The sequence below is a fragment of the Flaviflexus equikiangi genome (assembly GCF_014069875.1).
Classification (GTDB): domain Bacteria; phylum Actinomycetota; class Actinomycetes; order Actinomycetales; family Actinomycetaceae; genus Flaviflexus; species Flaviflexus equikiangi.
Genome location: NZ_CP059676.1, coordinates 1,845,043 through 1,864,673, shown reverse-complemented (window position 1 = coordinate 1,864,673; position 19,631 = coordinate 1,845,043). Strand labels below are relative to the sequence as shown.

Sequence of the window (19,631 nt, the reverse complement as noted above, 5' to 3'; positions counted from 1 at the left end):
GCCGCTGGTTCGGGCTGGACCCGGGGCGGCAACGATCCAAGGAGAAAACTCATGAAGCAGGGAATTCACCCTGAATACTTTGTCACCGAGGTCACCTGTACCTGTGGCAATAAGTTCACCACCCGCTCGACCGTGAAGTCCGGCGAAGTTCGTGCCGACGTCTGCTCGGCATGCCACCCGTTCTACACCGGCAAGCAGAAGATTCTGGACACCGGTGGCCGTGTTGCACGCTTCGAGGCACGCTACGGCAAGCGGAAGTAGCTTTGCGATGAAGCGCCGGCGAGTATCTCGCCGGCGCTTTCCGTATTCTTGAGAAGAAGCCCAGGTTAGGATCCACATGAGTCAGACAGTTCCCGAGCAGATGCTCGCCGAATTCCACCAGATCGAAGAGCAGATGGGCACCCCGGAGGTGCTGTCGAGCCCCGATAAGCTTCGTGCTCTGGGGCGGCGCTACTCCGAGCTCGGCCGCGTCGTCCGCGTCTATCTCGCATGGGTCGAGGCGCGTGACGATCTGTCCGAGGCGAAAGAGATCGTCGATCTCGGCGGTGAAGACGGGGCCCTGTTCGCGGATGAGCTCCCCGGCCTCGAGAAGCGCTTCGCGGAGCTTTCCGAGGAGCTGAAGAATGTGCTGATCCCGCGCGACCCCGATGACTCGCGCGACGTCATCCTCGAGGTGAAGGCAGGGGAGGGCGGTGACGAGTCCGCACTCTTCGCGGGCGATCTGCTCCGCATGTACCAGCGATTCGCGGAGAACAAGGGCTGGCAGACTCAGATGCTGTCCGCCAACGAATCAGATCTTGGCGGCTACAAGGTGGTCCAGCTGGCGATCAAGAGCCCCCACCCGCCCGAAGACCCCGCCGATGGTGTGTGGGCACACCTCAAGTATGAGGCGGGCGTGCACCGCGTTCAGCGCGTGCCCGTGACCGAATCCCAGGGCAGGATCCACACCTCCGCAGCCGGTGTGCTCGTGTTCCCCGAAGTGGACGATCCGGGCGAGGTCGAACTCGACCCCAACGATCTCCGCATCGACGTCTACCGATCGTCCGGGCCGGGCGGACAGTCCGTCAACACGACCGACTCCGCCGTCCGCATCACCCACGTGCCCACCGGCATCGTCGTCTCCATGCAGGACGAGAAGTCCCAGCACAAGAACAGGGATGCGGCGATGCGAGTGCTGCGCGCGCGACTTCTTGCCGCCAAGCAGGAGGAGGCCGCCGCTGAGGAGGCCGCACATCGACGCAGCCAGGTTCGGACCGTCGACCGTTCGGAGCGCATCCGCACCTACAACTATCCGGAGAACCGTATCTCCGACCACAGGACCGGCTACAAGGCCTACAACCTCGAGACAGTGCTCGGGGGCGAACTGGGTCCCGTCATCGACTCCGCACGCGAGCTCGATGAGCGGGAGCGCATGGAGCGCGCGGGGGAGTGACCTGGCGGGAACTCCAGGGGTGGGCAGGCACTGTCCTCGGCTCCGCCGGTATCGAAACCCCTGTGGTCGACGCGCGACTGCTCGCGGAGCATGTGGCGGGAACACATCTCGCCCTCGCGCCGACTCCGACGGCTGAGCAGGCCGAGGCCTATCGTTCTCTCGTCTTCCGTCGGGCACGGCGTATTCCGCTGCAGCACCTGACTGGAGTCATGTACTTCCGCAACCTCGAGCTCCCAGCCGAGCCCGGCGTGTTCATCGTCCGCCCCGAGACCGAGATCGTTGCGGGCGAGGCGATCGAGGCGGCCCTGCGCATGGGACCGAACCCCCTCGTCGTGGATCTCTGCACCGGATCCGGCGCTATTGCCATGGCAGTTGCGGACGAGGTCCCCGGTGCCCGCGTGGTCGCTGTCGAGCTCGACGATCGTGCGATCGTGTCGGCACGCCGCAACGCGGAGCCCTACGGCGTCGAGGTGAGGCATGGTGATGCTCGCACGGCCTGCGATGATCTCCTCGGCCGTGTCGACGTGGTCGTCAGCAACCCGCCCTACGTGCCGCCGTCCACCGTCACCGCGGAAGCGATGGTCGACCCGCAGATCGCCCTCTGGGGCGGGGGAGACGACGGACTCGAGATCCCGTTCGCGCTCGTCGACCGCGCAGCAGTTCTGCTGAAGCCGGGCGGCGTCCTCATCATGGAACACGACGAGCATCAGGGCCCGGCGCTGGTTGAACGTGCGCAGTCATTGGGCATGACCGCACGAACAGGCGTGGACCTGGCCGGGAGACCCCGGTTTCTGCACGCGATGTGAGAAGCTAGGATCCGTGGATATTCGAGACTGCACAACCGACAGTGGGGCTCTGGACGCGGCATCGGTCGCCATCTCCAACGGGAAACTCATCGTCCTCCCAACGGACACCGTCTATGGGGTCGGCGCTGACGCGTTCAACCCGGCCGCCGTTGCCAATCTTCTCGCGGCGAAAGGGCGGGGCCGACAGATGCCGCCACCGGTCCTCGTCGGCACGAAGGAGACAGCGGACGCGCTGGCAGACAACCTGCCCGAGGCGGCCAGAACCCTCATCGACGCCTTCTGGCCGGGAGCTCTGACCATCATCGTCACTGCTCAGCCATCTCTGTCCTGGGACTTGGGCGAGACGGCAGGGACCGTGGCATTGCGCATGCCGGACTCGGAGCCCGCCCTCAACCTTCTCCAGCGCACCGGTCCGCTCGCGGTCTCGTCGGCCAACAAGACGGGCATGCCGGCGGCGATGACAGTCGGGGAGGCGAGCGACATGCTCGGCGACAGCATCGGCCTCTATCTCGACGGCGGAAGAGCCGGCGGGGGAGTCGCCTCGACGATCGTCGATCTCACGTCAGAGCCGTACCGTATTGTCCGGCAGGGCGCCATCGAGCGGGAGAGAATCGCCGCCCTCATCGAGCTCGAGGCCGTCGAAGAAGCGGAGGCTGTCGAGCAGGCAGAGCTGCCCGCCGCCGGCGGATCGACGCTCGAAGCCGGCGCGAAGGATCCGGACCAAGCGTGAGAGTCTATCTCCTCGTCATGCTGATCGCGGCGGCCGTCACCTACCTCATGGTGCCGGTTGTCCGTCGACTCGCACTGGCGACGGGAGCGATCACACAGGTACGTGATCGAGACGTCCACACGGTCCCTATTCCTCGGCTCGGCGGTGTCGCCATGCTCATCGGACTCGCCGTGTCTTTCGCGGTGGCAAGCCAGATTCCCTACCTCGAGAAAGAATTCGCCGCAGACTCTCCAGCCTGGGCGATCCTCATGGGCGCCGCACTCATGTGCCTCATCGGCGTCATCGATGACGTGTGGGATCTCGATTGGTACGCGAAGCTAGCCGGTGAAGTGCTCGCGGCGGGAGTCATGGCGTGGCAGGGCGTGCAGTTCGTGTCCCTGCCGATCGGCGGACTGACTGTCGGTTCGACACGGCTGACGCTCTTCCTGACGATCATCATCGTCATTATCGTCGCGAATGCCATTAACTTCATCGATGGCCTGGATGGTCTCGCGGCGGGTGTCGTCGGCATCGCCGCCCTCGGATACTTCGTCTACACGTACATGCTGACGCGAGAGACATCCCCCGGTGACTATGCATCCGTCGCATGCGTCGTCGTTGCCGTCCTCGTGGGAATATGTCTCGGATTCCTGCCGCACAACTTCAACCCGGCCGCGATCTTCATGGGCGACTCCGGCGCCCTCATGCTCGGACTGGTCTGTGCGGCCGCCGGTATCGTCGTCACGGGCCAGATCGATCCGGGCATTACGACGACCGAGAGCATTCCTGCCCTCATGCCGATCATCTTGCCCATCGCCATACTCGGCATCCCGCTCCTCGACTTCGTCTTCGCAGTCATCCGGCGACTGTCGAAGGGCCAGTCGCCGTTCGCGGCGGACTCGGGCCACCTCCATCACCGTCTTCTCCGTGCGGGCAACTCTCACCGGGGCGCCGTCATCGTCATCTACGTGTGGTCTGCCCTGCTCACCTTCGTCGCGGTCGGAATCGCGGTCTTCGAGCCCGTCCCGGTGCTCGCGCTCGGGGCGGCGGGGCTCGTCGTCGCCCTCGGATATACGCGGTACGAGATGAGGGGAGTGGCGGCGTGAAGCGCGAACCCGGTTACGTTCCGACGACCCTCGAGATGTTCACGAGCATCGCGAGACGGACCCTCCTCGCCTACCTCGTCCTCGCCGTCGTCGGTGCCGGCGCTGCCGCCATCGTCGCTGGCAGCGGGGCCGTCTGGGGCGTTCTTCTCGGGATCGGTTTAGCGGGGGGTGCCATGGGTCTCACCCTGCTCGTGATGATGGTCACAGAGAAGGTGGGAGGGGTGAACGATATGGCGATCATGCTCGGTAGTTATCTCCTGAAAATGGTTGTCCTCTTTGTCGTCTTTGTCGCCATCTCCGACTCCACTTTTTTCGATAAATCGGCGGTTTTACTAGGTTTCGCCAGTGCCGTCATCGTCTCTCTCATCGTCGACACGGTGACGATAGCGCGAACGCGCGCCTAGGACTGAGGTCCCGAACACGTGGCGGAACGCTCACCACACCAGGGCTAAATCAGTTACTATTGGGACCGTCCGCTCGGGCGACGCATGTTCTATGCCGAACACCGCTCGTCGCCCACTCCATACACGTTCTTCTGGGGGCCATCCTGTTCGCAAACGCCTCGTTTGAGCTCGCTGCCCAGTACGGGCGCCTCACTGCCGCCGCGGAGGATTCCGGCTTCCACGCACCGACGATGGACGAGTTCTTCCCTGAGCCGTTCCTCTTCGCGGGAACTCCCTTCGCGATCAACCGCATCATCATGGCGCGCCTCATCTCGGTTGCCGTCATCGTCATCATCTGCCTCCTGTACGCGAAGCGCGCCAAGCTCGTCCCTGGCCGTGCGCAGTCCGCAGTGGAATACATCTTCGACTTCATCCGCAAGTCGATCGGCTACGAAGTCATCGGCGAAGAGAAGGCCGGCCGCTACCTGCCGGCCCTGGCCACGATGTTCCTCGGGATCTTCTTCATGAATATCACCGGTGTCATCCCCGGCCTGCATATCGCCTCCACGTCTCTGATCGGCATGCCGATCATCTACGCGATCTTCGCCTATGTCCTCTTCATCGCCGCAGGTATTCGCGTGCACGGCGTCGGAGGATACTTCAAGTCGCAGCTCATGCCAGCCGGCGTGCCGGGACCCGTCTACATCCTCATGACACCGATTGAGTTCCTCTCGAACTTCATCGTCCGCCCCGCCACGCTCGTCATCCGTCTGCTCGCCAACATGGTGGCAGGCCACCTTCTCCTCGTCCTCTGCTTCGGCGCAACGCACGCACTCTACTTCTCGATGGGAGGGGTGACCGGCGTCCTTGCCGGCACAGTCACCCTCCTCGGCGGTATCGCAGTCGTCGTGTTCGAGATCCTCGTCGCAGGGCTCCAGGCCTACATCTTCGCTCTCCTCGCCGCGGTGTACATCTCGCTGTCGATCGAGGAACACTGAGCTTCCGGTCAACCACCCAACAATAAAGGAAAATCGCAACAATGGATTCTGTCTTCGGTAACATCGCAACCATCGGTTACGGCATCGCCGCAACCGGCCCTGCTATCGGCATCGGCATGCTCGTCGCAAAGACGCAGGAAGCCTCCGCACGGCAGCCCGAAATCAAGTCGTTCCTGCGCGTCAACATGTTCCTTGGCATGGCATTCGTTGAGGCTCTCGGCCTCATCGGCTTCGCAGCTGGCTTCGTATTCTGATCATGAACTCCAGCTCCGAGTGGTTCAACTGGGACCCCTCGCTGCTCGTTCCAGCCTCCTACGATCTTCTGTGGGGAACGGTTGCGTTCGTCGCTGTCGCGTGGGTCGTCTACAAGAAGGCATGGCCGACCTTTATCGCAACGCTCGATGAGCGTCACGACAAGATCGAAGAAGGTCTTCTGGCGGCCGAACGAGCACGAGAAGAAATCAAGTCAGAGCGCGAGCAACTCGCAGACGAGGTGACCTCCGCCCGTAAGGACGCGGCCCGCATCCGCGAGGACGCACAGGAGAACGCCAAGTCGATCGTCGCGGATGCTCGATCGAAGGCTAACGCCGAGGCACAGCGGATCCTCGATCAGGCTCATCGCCAGATCGAAGCCGACCGCGCTGCCGCGGAGGGCTCCCTCCGCACCGACGTCGGCTCTCTCGCCACGACTCTTGCCGGACGTATCGTCCAGGCCAATGTCGCCGACCGCGAGATCTCTCGCCAGGTCGTCGACCGTTTCCTCGACGAGCTTGAGGCATCGACCCCCGCGAACACGGAGGCATGATGCGACAGGCCAGCGAACAGGCATTGGAGCGTATGCTCCGGTCGTGGGAAGGGGTTGTCGCACATCAGCCCTCCGAAGCGATCCGGTGGGCCGATGAGTTCTTCGCCGTCAGCGACGTTCTCACGGGCTCCTCAGCTCTCGTCCGGGCCATCACCGACCCAGCACGGTCGGGAGATGCTCGTGCCGAGCTGGCCCGGAGTGTCTTGTCAGGGAAAGTCTCCGGCGAAGTCACCGACTACGTCGCGGGACTATCGCGGGAACGCGTCTCTGCCGCGAAAGACATCATCGAAGCGATCACGCTGACCGGAGTGGAGACTCTGCTCATGTCGGCGCAGTACCAGAACCGTCTCGACGCCGTCGAGGAGGAGCTGTACAGGGCTTCCCAGGTGTTAGGGACTGAACGTACCCTCCGCCGTTCCCTCGAGGAGCGCGGGTCCAGCCTGGGACGCCGTCACGAGCTGGCTGGCCGAATCTTCGGCGGCTGGACTCCCGAGACGGTTGCCCTGATCAAGCACGCAGTGTCGACAGATTCGTCGATCATCCCGCAGCTGCGCCATTGGGTGTCTGATGCGGGGCGGAGAAGCGAGCACCTTGTCGCTATCGTGACAGCGGCCCAGCCGCTCGAATCCGATCAGGAAGCGCGCCTCACGGCCCTCCTGTCGCAGCGCTACGACAAGCCCGTCGAGATCCACGTGGGCGTGGATCCCGAGATCATCGGCGGTCTTCGCATCGTCATCGGGGCGGACGTCATCGACGGCTCGCTCGCCTCCCGCATCAATAACGTGAAGTCCGTTTTCACGGACTGAAAGACACTTGCGGTAACCCGCAGAGAAAAGGAATATCAATGGCTGAGCTGACAATCCAGCCCGAGGACATCCGGGCAGCGCTCGACAGTTTCGTCAATTCGTACGAGCCTGCAGCGGCGCTCACGGAAGAGGTCGGTCACGTCACCATGACGGCGGACGGGATTGCCCGCGTAGAAGGCCTTCCCGGCGCCATGGCGAACGAGCTTCTCCGCTTTGAGGATGGTACCGAGGGCCTGGCCATGAACCTGGAGGACCGAGAGATCGGTTGCGTCGTCCTCGGCGACTTCTCGGGTATCGAAGAGGGACAGGAAGTTCGCCGTACCGGCGAAGTCCTCTCCGTCCCCGTAGGCGACGGCTACCTGGGTCGCGTCGTCGACCCGCTGGGTCAGCCGATCGACGGCCAGGGCGAGATCGACGGCATCGACGGACGTCGCGCCCTCGAGCTTCAGGCCCCCGGCGTCATGATGAGGAAGTCGGTCCACGAGCCCCTCCAGACCGGCATCAAGGCCATCGACGCCATGATCCCGATCGGTCGCGGCCAGCGCCAGCTTCTCATCGGCGACCGCCAGACCGGCAAGACCGCTCTCGCTATCGACGCCATCCTCAACCAGAAGGAGAACTGGGAGTCGGGCGACCCGAACAAGCAGGTGCGCTGCATCTACGTCGCGGTCGGTCAGAAGGGCTCCACCATAGCATCCGTCCGCGGTACTCTCGAACGGGCAGGCGCCCTCGAGTACACGACGATCGTTGCGTCACCGGCCTCCGATCCGGCCGGCTTCAAGTACCTTGCCCCCTACACCGGTTCCGCCATCGGGCAGCACTGGATGTACAGCGGCAAGCACGTCCTCATCATCTTCGATGATCTGTCGAAGCAGGCTGAGGCCTACCGTTCCGTCTCCCTCCTGCTGCGCCGCCCGCCGGGCCGCGAAGCCTACCCGGGCGACGTCTTCTACTTACACTCCCGCCTCCTCGAGAGGTGCGCCAAGCTCTCGGATGAGCTGGGCGGCGGTTCGATGACGGGTCTGCCGATCATCGAGACGAAGGCGAACGACGTGTCGGCCTACATTCCGACGAACGTCATCTCGATCACGGATGGTCAGATCTTCCTCCAGTCGGACCTGTTCAACGCCAACCAGCGTCCCGCCGTGGACGTCGGCATCTCCGTGTCCCGCGTGGGCGGCGACGCGCAGATCAAGGCGATGAAGAAGGTCTCGGGCACTCTGAAGATCACGCTGGCCCAGTACCGTGCGCAGGAAGCGTTCGCCATGTTCGCCTCCGATCTCGATGCTGCGACACGCCGCCAGCTGACTCGCGGTGAGCGTCTCATGGAGCTCCTCAAGCAGCCCCAGTACACCCCGTACGCGGTGGAGGACCAGGTCGCGTCCGTGTGGGCCGGCACCAACGGCTACCTGGATGTCATCCCGGTCGACAAGGTGCATGCCTTCGAGTCCGGACTGCTCGACTACCTGCGCCACAATACGACGGCTCTATCAGCGATCCGGGAGACCGGGAAGCTCGACGACGAGACCGAGGCGGAGCTCCGCAAGGGCGTCGAAGAGTTCCAGAAGGAATTCATCGCGTCGAAGGACGTCGACACCGAAGACCTGCCCGAGCCGGAAGCCGAAGAAGAAACCGAGCAGATCGTCCGCTCGAAGAGGGGCTGACCGTGGCAGGCTCGCAGCGAGTTTATAAGCAGAAGATCCGGGCGACGAAGACTCTCGAAAAGGTCTTCCGCGCCATGGAGCTCATTGCATCCTCGCGTATCGGCAAAGCACGCGATAAGGCGCAGGGGCAGGATCCGTACACTCGTGCCCTGATCCGTTCGATCGCGACCGTTGCCAGCAGCGTCACCGATCTCCAGCATCCCCTCATCACCCACCGGACCGACACGAACCGCGTCGCGATTCTTGTCGTCACATCGGACCGCGGCATGGCAGGCGCCTACTCGTCCTCCGTGCTCCGCGAAGCCGAGTCCCGCATCCAGTCCCTGAAGGAGGAGGGGAAGGAACCCGTTCTCTACGTCTACGGACGTCGAGGAGAATCCTTCTTCAAGTTCCGCAAGGTGCACATGGAGCGGGTGTGGACGGGATCCTCGGACAATCCGTCGCCCGAGGTGGCGCACGAGATTGCCGAGGAGATGCTGCACCGCTTCCTCGCCGATGCTGAGGACGGGGGAGTTGCCGAGATCCACGTCGTGTTCACGCGCTTCATCAACATGGTGAAGCAGACGGTGCAGGTGCGCCGCATGCTTCCCCTCGAGGTTGTCGAGGGCAGTGACGAGGAGACGCAGGAGCTTCCGCTCTACGAGTTCGAACCATCAGCCGAAGAAGTCTTCGACGCGCTGCTTCCGATGTACGTCTCGCAGCGCATCCAGGCTGTTCTCCTCATGGCCGCCGCTTCCGAGCTTGCCGCTCGCCAGCAGGCCATGCACTCCGCGACCGAAAACGCACGGGACCTCATCGAGGACTACACGCGACTGGCCAACAACGCTCGCCAGGCCGAGATCACGACAGAAATCACTGAGCTTATCTCGGGTGCTGACGCGCTCGAGAACGCCAGCTAGAACCCCGGCCCTTGGCCAAGTGAAGGAAGAAACAATGACTGCCACTACCGAGACCTCGACGGGCGTCGGCCGGATCGTCCGCGTCATCGGCGCCATCGTCGACGTCGAGTTTGCAGCTGACCAGCTCCCGGCGCTCAACAACGCGCTCACCACCACCCTTGACCTGTCCGCACAGGGCGAGGGCTCTGGCTCGACGACGCTGACGCTCGAGGTTGCCCAGCACCTCGGCGACAACATCATCCGCGCCATCGCCCTCAAGCCCACGGACGGTCTCGTCCGCGGCGCGACAGTGACGGACACGGGTGCCCCGATCTCCGTGCCCGTCGGCGACATCACCCTCGGACGCGTGTTCAACGTGACCGGCGAATGCCTCAACCTTGCTGAGGGTGAGACCCTCGAGGTGACGGAGCGCTGGCCGATCCACCGCAATCCCCCGGGCTTCGATGAGCTCGAATCGAAGACCGAGATGTTCGAGACCGGCATCAAGGTCATCGACCTCTTGACCCCGTACGTCCTCGGCGGCAAGATCGGCCTCTTCGGCGGCGCCGGCGTCGGCAAGACGGTTCTTATCCAGGAAATGATCCAGCGCGTTGCGCAGGACCACGGCGGTGTCTCGGTGTTCGCCGGTGTCGGCGAGCGCACCCGTGAGGGCAACGACCTCATCGTCGAAATGGAAGAGGCGGGCGTCTTCGACAAGACGGCACTCGTGTTCGGCCAGATGGACGAGCCGCCGGGCACGCGTCTGCGTGTCGCGCTGTCGGCGCTGACGATGGCGGAGTACTTCCGTGACGTCCAGAACCAGGAGGTGCTGCTCTTCATCGACAACATCTTCCGCTTCACGCAGGCAGGCTCCGAGGTATCGACGCTTCTCGGCCGCATGCCGTCCGCCGTGGGCTACCAGCCGACGCTTGCGGACGAGATGGGTCAGCTCCAGGAGCGCATCACCTCCGTCCGCGGACATTCGATCACCTCCCTGCAGGCGATCTACGTCCCCGCCGATGACTACACGGACCCGGCTCCCGCCACGACGTTCGCGCACCTGGATGCGACGACCGAGCTGTCTCGGGACATCGCGTCGCGCGGCCTGTACCCGGCCGTCGATCCGCTTGCGTCCACCTCCCGCATCCTCGACCCCCAGTACGTGGGCCAGGCGCACTACGATGTGGCGACGAGGGTGAAGTCGATCCTCCAGAAGAACAAGGAGCTGCAGGACATCATCGCGATCCTCGGCGTCGACGAGCTCGGCGAAGAGGACAAGGTCACGGTTGCACGTGCCCGCCGAATCGAGCAGTACCTGTCGCAGAATACCTACACGGCCGTGAAGTTCACGGGCGTCGAAGGCTCCACGGTTCCCGTGGAGGAGACGGTGGAAGCCTTCCGCCGCATCTGCGAAGGCGACTACGATCATGTTCCCGAGCAGGCGTTCTTCAACATCGGCGGCATCGAGGACCTCGAGCGTCGCGCCCGTGAGATCGAGGACGAGAACTGATGAAGGTCGATATCGTCGCACGTAGCGGGGACAGTTGGAGCGGCGAAGCCGACTCCGTCGTCGTCCCTGCTTTCGATGGCGAGCTCGGCATTCTCGATGGTCGCGAACCGTTGCTTGCCGTCCTCCGACCGGGCACAGTTCGAGTAGGATCAGGGTCAACGGAGAAGTCCTTCGACATTCCTCTCGGATTCGTGGTCGTTGACACCGACGTCGTGACAATTGTTGTCGACGACGCGGGAGATAACTATCTTGATCTAGAGGAGTTAGACGACTAGATCGGAAAACCTATGAATACCCCGGCTGTTGTGTTTGGCGTCGTCATCGCCATGCTCATCGTGGCCGGGGTTATTCTTTTCTGGGCCGCATTGCGCACGAGGGCGCTCTACCGCCGCGTGGGCTCATTCCAGACCGCCGTGAGCGAGATGGGAACTGGCGTGTGGCGCTCGGGCATCGCCGTTTTCGGAGCGGAATACATCACCTGGTACCGGGCAGGCTCCCTGTCCCGCAAGCCCGCCCTCTCTTTCTCCCGGCACCGCCTCTCTATCGTCGACTACCATCAGCGCGACGAGAGCGCCGGGACGATCGTCGTCCACCTCACCTGCAACGGCCAGGACCTCCTGTGGGCCATGTCCACGTCGTCGATGGCAGGCCTCGTGGGGTGGATGGACGGGGCCCGTCCCACGGAGGAACCGACCGCTATGTAGACTGGGGGGCGTGCGTGTTGTCTTTGCAGAATGCTCCGTTGACTATTCAGGCCGTCTCGACGCCTATCTCCCCAAGGCTCCCCGCCTCATCATGATGAAGGCGGATGGATCCGTCCTCATCCACTCCGATGGGGGATCGTACAAGCCGCTCAACTGGATGAGCGCCCCGTGTACGTTGACGATCCTCGACGTCACGGAGGAGGAGCGTGACGCCGGCGTCTCCCAGATCTGGCTTGTTGCGAACGCGAAGACGAACGATGCTCTGCACATCCGCATCTTCACCATCCTCGACGAGATGGACTGCCAGCTTGGCCAGGATCCCGGCCTCGTCAAAGACGGCGTGGAAGCACACCTGCAGGAGCTGCTCGCAGAGCAGGTGGATCTTGTCGGCCCCGGCACGCGCCTCGTCCGCAGGGAGTTTCCCACCGCGATCGGCCCTGTCGATCTCATGGTGAAAGACGCGGACGGCGCCCACGTGGCGATCGAGGTCAAGAGGCGGGGAGAGATCGACGGCGTCGAGCAGCTCACCCGGTACCTGGAGCTCCTGAACAGAGACCCCCTGCTCGCACCCGTCACCGGGATCTTCGCCGCGCAGGAGATCAAGCCGCAGGCACGAGTATTGGCGGAGGACCGGGGAATCCGTTGCCTTCTGCTCGACTACGGTGCAATGAAGGGGACTGACGACGTCGAGGATCGACTGTTCTGATGGGGAAGAGATCTCGGAAGCGGCCATACGGCGACGGGCACATACCGCTCAACATCGACCGTGCGACCGGGGGAGTGCGCCGGGAGACAGGGCCAGGGGGCAGAATCTTCCAGGTCCGCTCCATCCCCTCCGGTGCGAAGGAATATCGGTGTCCGGGCTGCCAGCAGATCATCAGGATCGGCACACCGCACGTCGTCGCCTGGACCGAGGACACCCCCTGTGGGGCCCCGAGGTCGGCATCGAGAACAGACGGCATTGGCATAGTGCCTGCTGGCGGGCGCGAGATACTCGGGGATACTTTTTCTGACTAGAGTAGGGCTATGACCTACCTCTCATATCGCCAGACAGGGACCGGAGATCCCCTCCTGCTCCTGCACGCTATGCCGCTCGACTCGACCATGTTCGATCGGCTGAGAACCCATCTGGAGGCGGTCTTGACGGTCGATGCGCCGGGCTTCGGCCAGTCCCCGCCCGCCTCGACCATCGATGACGCGCTCGGAGCGGAGCAGCCGAGCCTTGACACGTATGCCGCGGCAGTGATCTCCGACCTTCGCGAGCTCGGCATCGACCGCTGCACCATCGGCGGTTTTGTCGATGGGAGGGGCGGTGGCGATGAGCATCCTCGAGCAGGCACCGAGCCTCGTTGCAGGGCTCATCCTCATGGACACCAACATCGGTGCGGACACGGAGGCCGCACGACAGAAGCGTCTCGACGCGGCTATTCGAGCTGATTCGGGAGACACATCGACCGTGCTGGGGATGGCGGAGACGATGACGTCGAGGGAGACCCGGCAAGACCGGGCGGACGTCTATGAGGATGTGAAACGGCGCCTCGCGGAGGTCCGGCCCGACTCTCTCGCGTGGATCCAGAGGGCGATGGCGGGGCGCCCGGACAGGCGCCCCCTCATCGATTCCTTCGACGGCCCCCTCACCCTCATCAGAGGTTTAGAGGATGCGGCGTGCACGGCGGACATGATGTCAGATCTCGCCAACCGTTACCGGGGCGCCGCATCGGTCCACACCATCCCCGGTGCCGGGCATTTCACCGCGCTCGAGAAGCCTCGAGAACTCGCAGACCTGCTCTAGCTCTCCTCCGTCAGGTCCGTCAGCATCTTCTCCTGGTCGGAGTGGAGCAGTGCCCGAATATCCTCCAGGTAGGAGGTGAGGGAGTCTCGCTGCGCCGTGAGATGGGCGACGTGTTCGGCCACGGATTCACGTTCAAGGCGGGCAGATTCCCTCGCTTCCGCGAGAATTGCGCCAGCCTGCGTCCGAGCATCGGCCAGGACCTCCTCGGCCTCGGCCGTCGCGTGCGCGATCCTTGTCGACGCATCGGCCTGGGACGTGGTGCGAAGGTTCTCGGCGCGAGCGACCGCCTCCGAGAGTCGACGTTCAGCATCCGATGCTTTGGCCTCGGCCTCCGACACCATGTCGGCGATCAGCTGCCGCTGGTTCGCCTCCTCCTGCGCGAGCGTGTCGGCAGATCTCTTCGCCTCCCCGGTGAGACGCTCTCGATGGTCCGCGGTCTCCGCGGCAAGGCGACGGTCGTGTTCAGCCTGCTCTCGAGCGAGACGGTCACGCTGCTCCGTCACCTCCTCGGCCAGGCGGGCATTGTGTGCCGATGATTCCTCGGCAATCCTCGTCCGATGCGCTGCGAGCTCATCCGCAAGCGTCCGCTCCTGTTCGGAGCGTGCACGTGCCAGGTCGTCTTCTGTCGCGGTGCGAAGGGAACGAGTCTCGGACTCGGCCTTCGAACGGATCTCGGCGATGTAGGCCTGCGCCTCGGTCCGAAGCCTGTGGGCTTCCCTCTCAGCGGACGACACGAGCTCTTCGGCCTTGATCCGAGCATTGTCGAGCTCGGCGGCGGCCGCCGCCGAAGCGGACGCGGTCTCGTCTTCCGCGTCGCGACGCGCCTTCGCGAGGAGCTCTGCCGCCTGACGTTCAGCACTGTCGGTCATGGCGGCGGCCTGTTCGCCTGCCCGGTTGAGGGTTCGTTCCGCGTCGGCATTCGCCCGGGTCACGATGTCGAGGGACTGCTCCTCGGTCGATCGGAGGAGGCGCTCGACCCGTGCACCGAGACCGGAGTAGGACGGGCGGTCGTTCTCAGCCAGTTCCCGTCGAGCTTCGGCGAGCTCTCCGGACAGCTTCAAGACCTCCCCGTCGAGCCTCGCGACCTGGCTTCTCGTCTCCGTGAGAGATGAGCTCAGAGAGTGGAGTTTCTGATCGACCTGCGCGCGATCATATCCGCGCATGACAATCGGGAACTGCGGAGATTCCTCCATGGCGATCCTTTCGTATTCTCCCACCAGCCTACTGTGCAGGCGCGGGCGGTAGCCTTGCTGTATGTGAAACTGAGTACGCTCTTCGCAAAAGACTACTTTATGAAATCGTTATACAACTAAGCTGGGGCACTGATTATAGACCGAGGAGGAACGACGTGAGACGACTCATTGCAGCTATCATGCTGGTCGTTGGTATGGCGCTGATGGTTGTCGGCGTCGGCTCTGTCACGTGGTGGAAGCCGAGCCCCACCGTAGAGGCCACATCGGCCACCACATCCCAGTCAGGCATCATCGCCACGGACCCAGGAGTGCTCGAGCTCGTCAACGACACAGTCCGAGTCACGGCGCGGGCGCCGGGGACGGTGGTTGAGATGGCGGTGGCGAGCAGCGATATCGCGACCATCTGGCTCGGAGACGAACCGCACGCGTCGATCACCGGTCTGTCCAGCTGGACAGCGCTCTCGGTGGAGGAGCCGGCAGACAGCACCGCCCCCGAGGAGCCGCTATCCCTCCAGGGCTCCGATCTTTTCGACCCCAGGAATCTCATTGCAGCTGAGGACTCGGTCGAACTGTACTTCGTCGTCCCGGACGGCGATTGGTCCGTGATCGCGGTCGGTCAGGACGGCACCACTCCAGAGCTGACCATGACGTGGGAGCGAGACGTGTCGACACCGTGGGCGATCCCGCTCATGATCGCAGGGATCGTCCTCCTCGCCGCGGGCAGCGCGCTCTTCGTGCACCATGCCCAGGAGCGTGCCGTTGTGGAGCGGCGCAGGGAGCTGCGCGAGCGGACTGAACGCCGCAGGGAGGCTGATGCGACGGAGACATCTGTCATGGCGGCCATCACCCTCGACGAGGGAGAGCCAACGGGATCCGAGTCCGTTCCGCGCGACGACATCCGGGGCGAGACGGGCGGCGCATTCGGGGCCGGCATATTTCCGCCTCGGTCAGGCCACGGTCCCGATCACGACGTCTCCGACGACCATGATCTCGCCGGCGATTCCGAGGGCGATGCCGCGGAAGACGATCCGGATAATACTGGTGCTGAAGATTCCCTGGGCGCGACCAGTGCCGGGGAAGGGGAAAACGTCGACCAGGTGGAAGAATGGACAACGGTAGCGGACGTGGGCGAGCCAGACTCGGAGTCCGCGGCAGACGCACAGGACGACAGAGCAGACGGGCCAACATCTTCGGAATGGCGCTCTCTGTGGGGCTTCGGCCCGAAGGAGGACAGATGAAGACACAGAGGAAGCAGTGGGCGCTTGCCCTGTCGGTAGGCCTCGTCCTGTCGGCATGCTCGACAGCGCCCGACGAACTCCCCACCCCCATCGTCCAGACCCCCTCCGGGTCGGAGGAGGCGACTGACGAGACAGTCAGCGACAACGGAGCGAGCCAATCGCAACGGGCCGATCAGGTCCTCGAGGGGATCTCGCTGGCGCTGGAGACCGCATACACCGAGCGCTCGACCGCGAACGTCCTCGACCGTGTGGGCGGACCCGCGAAGCTCATGCTCGACTCCATGTTCGCCAATGCTGCGCGCTTCGGCGATGAGGGGCTCGAATCGATCTCGACGACCGATGCGGACTCGACGTGGAGCACATCAACGGACTTCCCCCGTGTCGCCATGGTGTTCACAGCGAACGCGGAGACGGGCGCGAACGACCAGCTGCTGGTCCTCTCCCAGTCCAACGGACGCCAGAACTACAAACTGTGGGGCGCGGCCGATCTGGTGCCAGCCGATGTCGATATCACGTTCGCGACCGACACGGATGCCATCGCCAAGACGTTCGCGGAGACGATCGCGACGAGCCCCGAGCAGGCCGTCACGGAGTTCGCGATGAGGCTGCAGGGCGGGGAGACCGACGTGACGTTCGAAGAGGACCCGCTGACGACGTCCCTGTACGCCCAGCGCGACTCCATCACCGAATCCCTCGGCGGCACGGGAGACGTTGCACTCGCCGGCCGTGCACTCAACCACGGCCCGCTGTCGATGGCGACGGAAGACGGGGGCGCTGTGACGATGGGAGCGTTCGAATACGATGTCACCATCAACCGGACGACAGCCGGTTCGACCATTACGGTGGGTGACGAGCTTGCGCAGTGGATGACCGGTGAAGCCGATTCGACATACGATGTCCAGGGAACCCTGACGTCGACGTACTTCGTGACAGTCGCGTTCTATATTCCGCCGAAGGGCGGAGGGAACGTCCAGATCATCGCGGCGTCCACCCCAGAACTGACCAACGTCACCGACAATGCCGACAACAGCCCGGACTGAGATCCGCCCGGCAGATAGAAGAGGATAAACGATACGGATGACCCAATCACCGCTGAACATTCGAGGGGCAGTCGATCTGTCCGCGCTCGCGCCCGCCAAAGAGCAGGAGAGGGTGAAGGAACAGCTGATGACGAAGGACGGCATCGAGGTCGTTCCCGGCCCGTTCGTTCGCGAGCTGACGATGGAGAACTTCCAGTCCTTCCTCGAGCTGTCCCTCCACGTGCCGCTCGTCATCGTCTTCCACTCGGCACGCTCCGAGGGATCCCAAACGCTTGCGAAGCTCCTGAGCTCCGAGATCGTGAGAAGGAACGGTGCGATCGGCCTCGGGACGGTCGACGCCGATACGGAACGCCAGATCGCACAAGCCTTCCAGATCCAGGCAGTGCCCTCGACCGTGGCAGTCCTCGGAGGCAACCCCGTGCCGCTGTTCCAGGGCACGGCGGGACCAGAGGATGTCACGAAGGCACTCGACAGCGTCCTGCAGGCATCACAGCAGCTCGGCGTGAGCGGCGTGCTCGACGGCGATGAGAACGGCACGCTTCCGGAGCCCGATCTGCCCCCACATGTCAAAGAGGCACGGGCAGCACTCGACAGGGGAGACCTCGACGCGGCGCACGAAGCCTACACCCTGGCCATCAAGGACAACCCCGGCGATGAAGCATCGAAGGTGGGCCTCATCCAGGTCGAGCTCTTCCAGCGCATCTCAGGCCGAGACCCGCAGAACGTCCTCGCGGTCGCGGCGACCGCAGAGCAGACGGACATCGAGACGCACCTGCTGGCGGCCGACATGGAGATCGCCATCCAGCGGCCCGAGGCGGCGCTCACGCGCCTGCTGGGCGTCATCCGTCACGTGACTGGTGACGAGCGAGATCGTGTCCGACTGAGGCTCATCGAGCTCTTCAGCATCATCGGCATCCACGAACCGCTCGTCACCGAGGCGCGCAAGCAGCTCGCTAACGCCCTGATGTGAGCCACACCGTCGTGTCCGGACCAATCGTGTCCGTCACGGGAGACGACGACAGGAGCACCCGCCACCCCTGAGGGACGGGTGCTTCGTCGTCGAAGCAGGTGATGACACGGACGTCGCCCACGCGGTAGTCCAGAACGCCTTCAGACGACTCATCGTGGATCGTGGCCTCCGCCATGGCGAACCGGGAACGGTTCGCGAGAGCGGCACGCATGAAGTTCAGGTAGGACTCGGGATCGTCGTCTTGGCGATCCACCGCATACTCGGCCCAGCCCTCAGGCTGAGGCAGCCAGGTCTGACCATCGGGGGAGAATCCCGCACCCGGTTCTGTCGAGGCCCAGGGCAGCGGAATCCGGCATCCATCCCGTCCCGCCTCCAATCCCGTCGTGCGGAAGAACGTCGGATCCTGGCGCGCACTATCGGGGAGAGCCGTGTGTTCGGGCAGGCCGAGCTCTTCGCCGTTGTACAGGTACGCCGAGCCGGGCAGGGCGAGCATGAGAAGGTGGGCGGCACGCGCACGCTTCACCCCGAGCTCCAGGTCGGGCTGGGGATCGTGGGCATAGATCCCGTTCGGGCCCTTGCCAGTCTGCTCAAGGCCGAGGCGCGACGCGATGCGGACAACATCATGATTGGACAGCACCCACGTTGTCGGTGCGCCCACCTTACGGTTCACCTCGTACGAGCGGCGGATCGTCGACCTCAGATCTTCAGCAGTCCACGGCGATGCGAGGAAGGAGAAGTTGAAGCACTGATGGAACTCATCGCCCCGGACGTAGAGAGAGCGTCGAGCATCGTCAATGACCCACGCCTCCGCACACATCATCGCGCCGTACTCATCGAGAATGGGACGCCACGAACGATAGATCTCGTGGACGGCATCCCGGTCCCACATCGGGGCGGGCGGGATATCGTTCTCCTCCTGCCCCGTCACCATCGCCCACTGATGACGCCAATCCGGGAGGGCCGGATCCTTCATGAGACCGTGCGCCACATCGACACGGAAGCCCGCAACGCCCCGATCGAGCCAGAACCGGAGGATCGACTCGAACTCCTCCCGCACCTCGGGATTCTCCCAGTTCAGGTCAGGCTGGCTCGTATCGAACAGGTGCAGATACCACTGACCATCATCCACCCTCGTCCATGCCGGGCCCCCGAACACGCTCTCCCAGTCCGTGGGAGGCAGCTCGCCCGACTCGCCCCTCCCATCCCTGAACCAGTAGCGCTCGCGGGCAGGTGAACCAGGGGCTGCGTGAAGGGCCTCCTGGAACCACGGATGCTCATTCGACGTGTGGTTGGGCACCAGATCGACGATGATCTTCAGGCCGAGCTCGTTGGCTCGCGCAATCATCGCCTCAGCATCGGCGAGTGTGCCGAACAGTGGATCAACATCCCTGTAATCGCTCACATCGTAGCCGTGATCGTTCTGCGGAGACCGGAAGAAGGGCGACAGCCAGACGGCGTCGACGCCGACGGACGCAATGTAGTCGAGCTTCTCGGTGATGCCGCGAAGGTCTCCGACGGGGCCGCCGCTCGACTTAAAGGAACGGGGGTATACCTGGTAGATGACAGCCGATCGCCACCATTGATTTGTTGTCATTCC

The 19,631-nt window shown here is 63.9% G+C and carries 24 protein-coding genes; 21 read left to right on the top strand and 3 right to left on the bottom strand.

From position 1 onward, the window contains the following. Positions 1 to 51 precede the first annotated feature (51 nt). The 17 genes from rpmE (at position 52) to H2O75_RS11050 (ending at position 12,818) form a co-directional block, all read left to right on the top strand. Positions 52 to 261: a 50S ribosomal protein L31 gene (gene rpmE, locus H2O75_RS08595; RefSeq protein WP_182170900.1), complete on the top strand. Its 210-nt coding sequence runs from the start codon at positions 52 to 54 to the stop codon at positions 259 to 261. Between the two features lie 76 nt (positions 262 to 337). Continuing rightward, positions 338 to 1,432, top strand: coding sequence for a peptide chain release factor 1 (prfA, locus tag H2O75_RS08590; RefSeq protein WP_182170897.1), 1,095 nt, complete (start codon positions 338 to 340; stop codon positions 1,430 to 1,432). Beyond that, on the top strand, positions 1,429 to 2,238 hold the full coding sequence (locus H2O75_RS08585; protein WP_182170894.1) for a N5-glutamine methyltransferase family protein: 810 nt from the start codon (positions 1,429 to 1,431) through the stop codon (positions 2,236 to 2,238). Before prfA ends, H2O75_RS08585 begins: the two co-directional genes overlap by 4 nt. 13 nt (positions 2,239 to 2,251) lie before the next feature. Next, a complete protein-coding gene (locus H2O75_RS08580; protein WP_182170891.1) occupies positions 2,252 to 2,968 on the top strand; it encodes an L-threonylcarbamoyladenylate synthase in 717 nt (238 codons plus the stop codon). Further along, positions 2,965 to 4,053 (top strand): MraY family glycosyltransferase, encoded by a 1,089-nt coding sequence (locus H2O75_RS08575; protein WP_182170888.1) that lies wholly within the window; start codon positions 2,965 to 2,967, stop codon positions 4,051 to 4,053. Before H2O75_RS08580 ends, H2O75_RS08575 begins: the two co-directional genes overlap by 4 nt. Then, positions 4,050 to 4,457 carry a Cg1360 family ATP-synthase-associated protein gene (locus H2O75_RS08570; RefSeq protein ID WP_182170885.1) on the top strand — a complete coding sequence of 136 codons (408 nt, stop codon included), beginning with the start codon at positions 4,050 to 4,052 and terminating at the stop codon, positions 4,455 to 4,457. The genes H2O75_RS08575 and H2O75_RS08570 overlap by 4 nt, the downstream gene beginning before the upstream one ends. Positions 4,458 to 4,516: 59 nt before the next feature. Beyond that, on the top strand, positions 4,517 to 5,434 hold the full coding sequence (gene atpB / locus H2O75_RS08565) for a F0F1 ATP synthase subunit A (protein ID WP_259365236.1): 918 nt from the start codon (positions 4,517 to 4,519) through the stop codon (positions 5,432 to 5,434). 41 nt (positions 5,435 to 5,475) lie between these two features. Then, positions 5,476 to 5,688, top strand: a complete 213-nt coding sequence (atpE, locus tag H2O75_RS08560; RefSeq protein WP_182170882.1) for an ATP synthase F0 subunit C — start codon at positions 5,476 to 5,478, stop codon at positions 5,686 to 5,688. Between the two features lie 2 nt (positions 5,689 to 5,690). After that, the gene (locus tag H2O75_RS08555) at positions 5,691 to 6,239 is read left to right on the top strand and encodes a F0F1 ATP synthase subunit B (protein ID WP_182170879.1); all 549 of its coding nucleotides are present in this window, start codon (positions 5,691 to 5,693) and stop codon (positions 6,237 to 6,239) included. Further along, positions 6,236 to 7,045: a F0F1 ATP synthase subunit delta gene (locus H2O75_RS08550; RefSeq protein WP_182170877.1), complete on the top strand. Its 810-nt coding sequence runs from the start codon at positions 6,236 to 6,238 to the stop codon at positions 7,043 to 7,045. The genes H2O75_RS08555 and H2O75_RS08550 overlap by 4 nt, the downstream gene beginning before the upstream one ends. A gap of 38 nt (positions 7,046 to 7,083) precedes the next feature. After that, positions 7,084 to 8,709 (top strand): F0F1 ATP synthase subunit alpha, encoded by a 1,626-nt coding sequence (gene atpA, locus H2O75_RS08545; protein WP_182170874.1) that lies wholly within the window; start codon positions 7,084 to 7,086, stop codon positions 8,707 to 8,709. Positions 8,710 to 8,711: 2 nt separating this feature from the next. Then, entirely contained in the window at positions 8,712 to 9,608 is an 897-nt protein-coding gene (locus H2O75_RS08540) for a F0F1 ATP synthase subunit gamma (RefSeq protein ID WP_182170871.1), read from the top strand. Positions 9,609 to 9,642: 34 nt separating this feature from the next. Continuing rightward, the gene (gene atpD, locus H2O75_RS08535; protein WP_182170868.1) at positions 9,643 to 11,097 is read left to right on the top strand and encodes a F0F1 ATP synthase subunit beta; all 1,455 of its coding nucleotides are present in this window, start codon (positions 9,643 to 9,645) and stop codon (positions 11,095 to 11,097) included. Next, the gene (locus tag H2O75_RS08530; protein WP_182170865.1) at positions 11,097 to 11,372 is read left to right on the top strand and encodes a hypothetical protein; all 276 of its coding nucleotides are present in this window, start codon (positions 11,097 to 11,099) and stop codon (positions 11,370 to 11,372) included. The genes atpD and H2O75_RS08530 overlap by 1 nt, the downstream gene beginning before the upstream one ends. Before the next feature lie 12 nt (positions 11,373 to 11,384). Further along, a complete protein-coding gene (locus H2O75_RS08525) occupies positions 11,385 to 11,801 on the top strand; it encodes a DUF2550 family protein (protein ID WP_182170862.1) in 417 nt (138 codons plus the stop codon). Positions 11,802 to 11,811: 10 nt separating this feature from the next. Further along, positions 11,812 to 12,507 (top strand): endonuclease NucS, encoded by a 696-nt coding sequence (gene nucS, locus H2O75_RS08520; RefSeq protein ID WP_182170859.1) that lies wholly within the window; start codon positions 11,812 to 11,814, stop codon positions 12,505 to 12,507. Continuing rightward, positions 12,507 to 12,818, top strand: a complete 312-nt coding sequence (locus H2O75_RS11050) for an Rv1322 family protein (protein WP_502539607.1) — start codon at positions 12,507 to 12,509, stop codon at positions 12,816 to 12,818. Before nucS ends, H2O75_RS11050 begins: the two co-directional genes overlap by 1 nt. Before the next feature lie 21 nt (positions 12,819 to 12,839). Here H2O75_RS11050 and H2O75_RS08515 read toward each other — a convergent pair whose 3' ends face one another. Then, a complete protein-coding gene (locus tag H2O75_RS08515) occupies positions 12,840 to 13,127 on the bottom strand; it encodes a hypothetical protein (protein WP_182170856.1) in 288 nt (95 codons plus the stop codon). Between H2O75_RS08515 and H2O75_RS08510 the strand changes: the two genes are divergently transcribed. Beyond that, positions 13,120 to 13,593 carry an alpha/beta fold hydrolase gene (locus H2O75_RS08510; protein WP_182170853.1) on the top strand — a complete coding sequence of 158 codons (474 nt, stop codon included), beginning with the start codon at positions 13,120 to 13,122 and terminating at the stop codon, positions 13,591 to 13,593. The two genes, H2O75_RS08515 and H2O75_RS08510, sit on opposite strands and share 8 nt — an antisense overlap. Here the strand turns inward: H2O75_RS08510 and H2O75_RS08505 are convergent. After that, positions 13,590 to 14,810 carry a coiled-coil domain-containing protein gene (locus H2O75_RS08505; protein ID WP_182170850.1) on the bottom strand — a complete coding sequence of 407 codons (1,221 nt, stop codon included), beginning with the start codon at positions 14,808 to 14,810 and terminating at the stop codon, positions 13,590 to 13,592. The two genes, H2O75_RS08510 and H2O75_RS08505, sit on opposite strands and share 4 nt — an antisense overlap. Before the next feature lie 131 nt (positions 14,811 to 14,941). Here H2O75_RS08505 and H2O75_RS08500 point away from each other — a divergent pair, with 131 nt between their 5' ends. Genes H2O75_RS08500 through H2O75_RS08490 form a run of 3 tightly spaced genes read left to right on the top strand, consistent with a single transcriptional unit; the run spans position 14,942 to position 18,034 of the window. Continuing rightward, complete coding sequence (locus H2O75_RS08500; protein ID WP_182170847.1) at positions 14,942 to 16,024, top strand: hypothetical protein; 1,083 nt, start codon at positions 14,942 to 14,944, stop codon at positions 16,022 to 16,024. Continuing rightward, positions 16,021 to 17,064: a DUF8094 domain-containing protein gene (locus tag H2O75_RS08495; RefSeq protein WP_182170844.1), complete on the top strand. Its 1,044-nt coding sequence runs from the start codon at positions 16,021 to 16,023 to the stop codon at positions 17,062 to 17,064. Before H2O75_RS08500 ends, H2O75_RS08495 begins: the two co-directional genes overlap by 4 nt. 37 nt (positions 17,065 to 17,101) lie before the next feature. Next, positions 17,102 to 18,034, top strand: coding sequence for a co-chaperone YbbN (locus H2O75_RS08490; protein ID WP_182170841.1), 933 nt, complete (start codon positions 17,102 to 17,104; stop codon positions 18,032 to 18,034). Here H2O75_RS08490 and H2O75_RS08485 read toward each other — a convergent pair. Further along, positions 18,018 to 19,628 carry a glycoside hydrolase family 13 protein gene (locus H2O75_RS08485; RefSeq protein ID WP_182170838.1) on the bottom strand — a complete coding sequence of 537 codons (1,611 nt, stop codon included), beginning with the start codon at positions 19,626 to 19,628 and terminating at the stop codon, positions 18,018 to 18,020. The genes H2O75_RS08490 and H2O75_RS08485 overlap by 17 nt on opposite strands. Positions 19,629 to 19,631 lie beyond the last annotated feature (3 nt).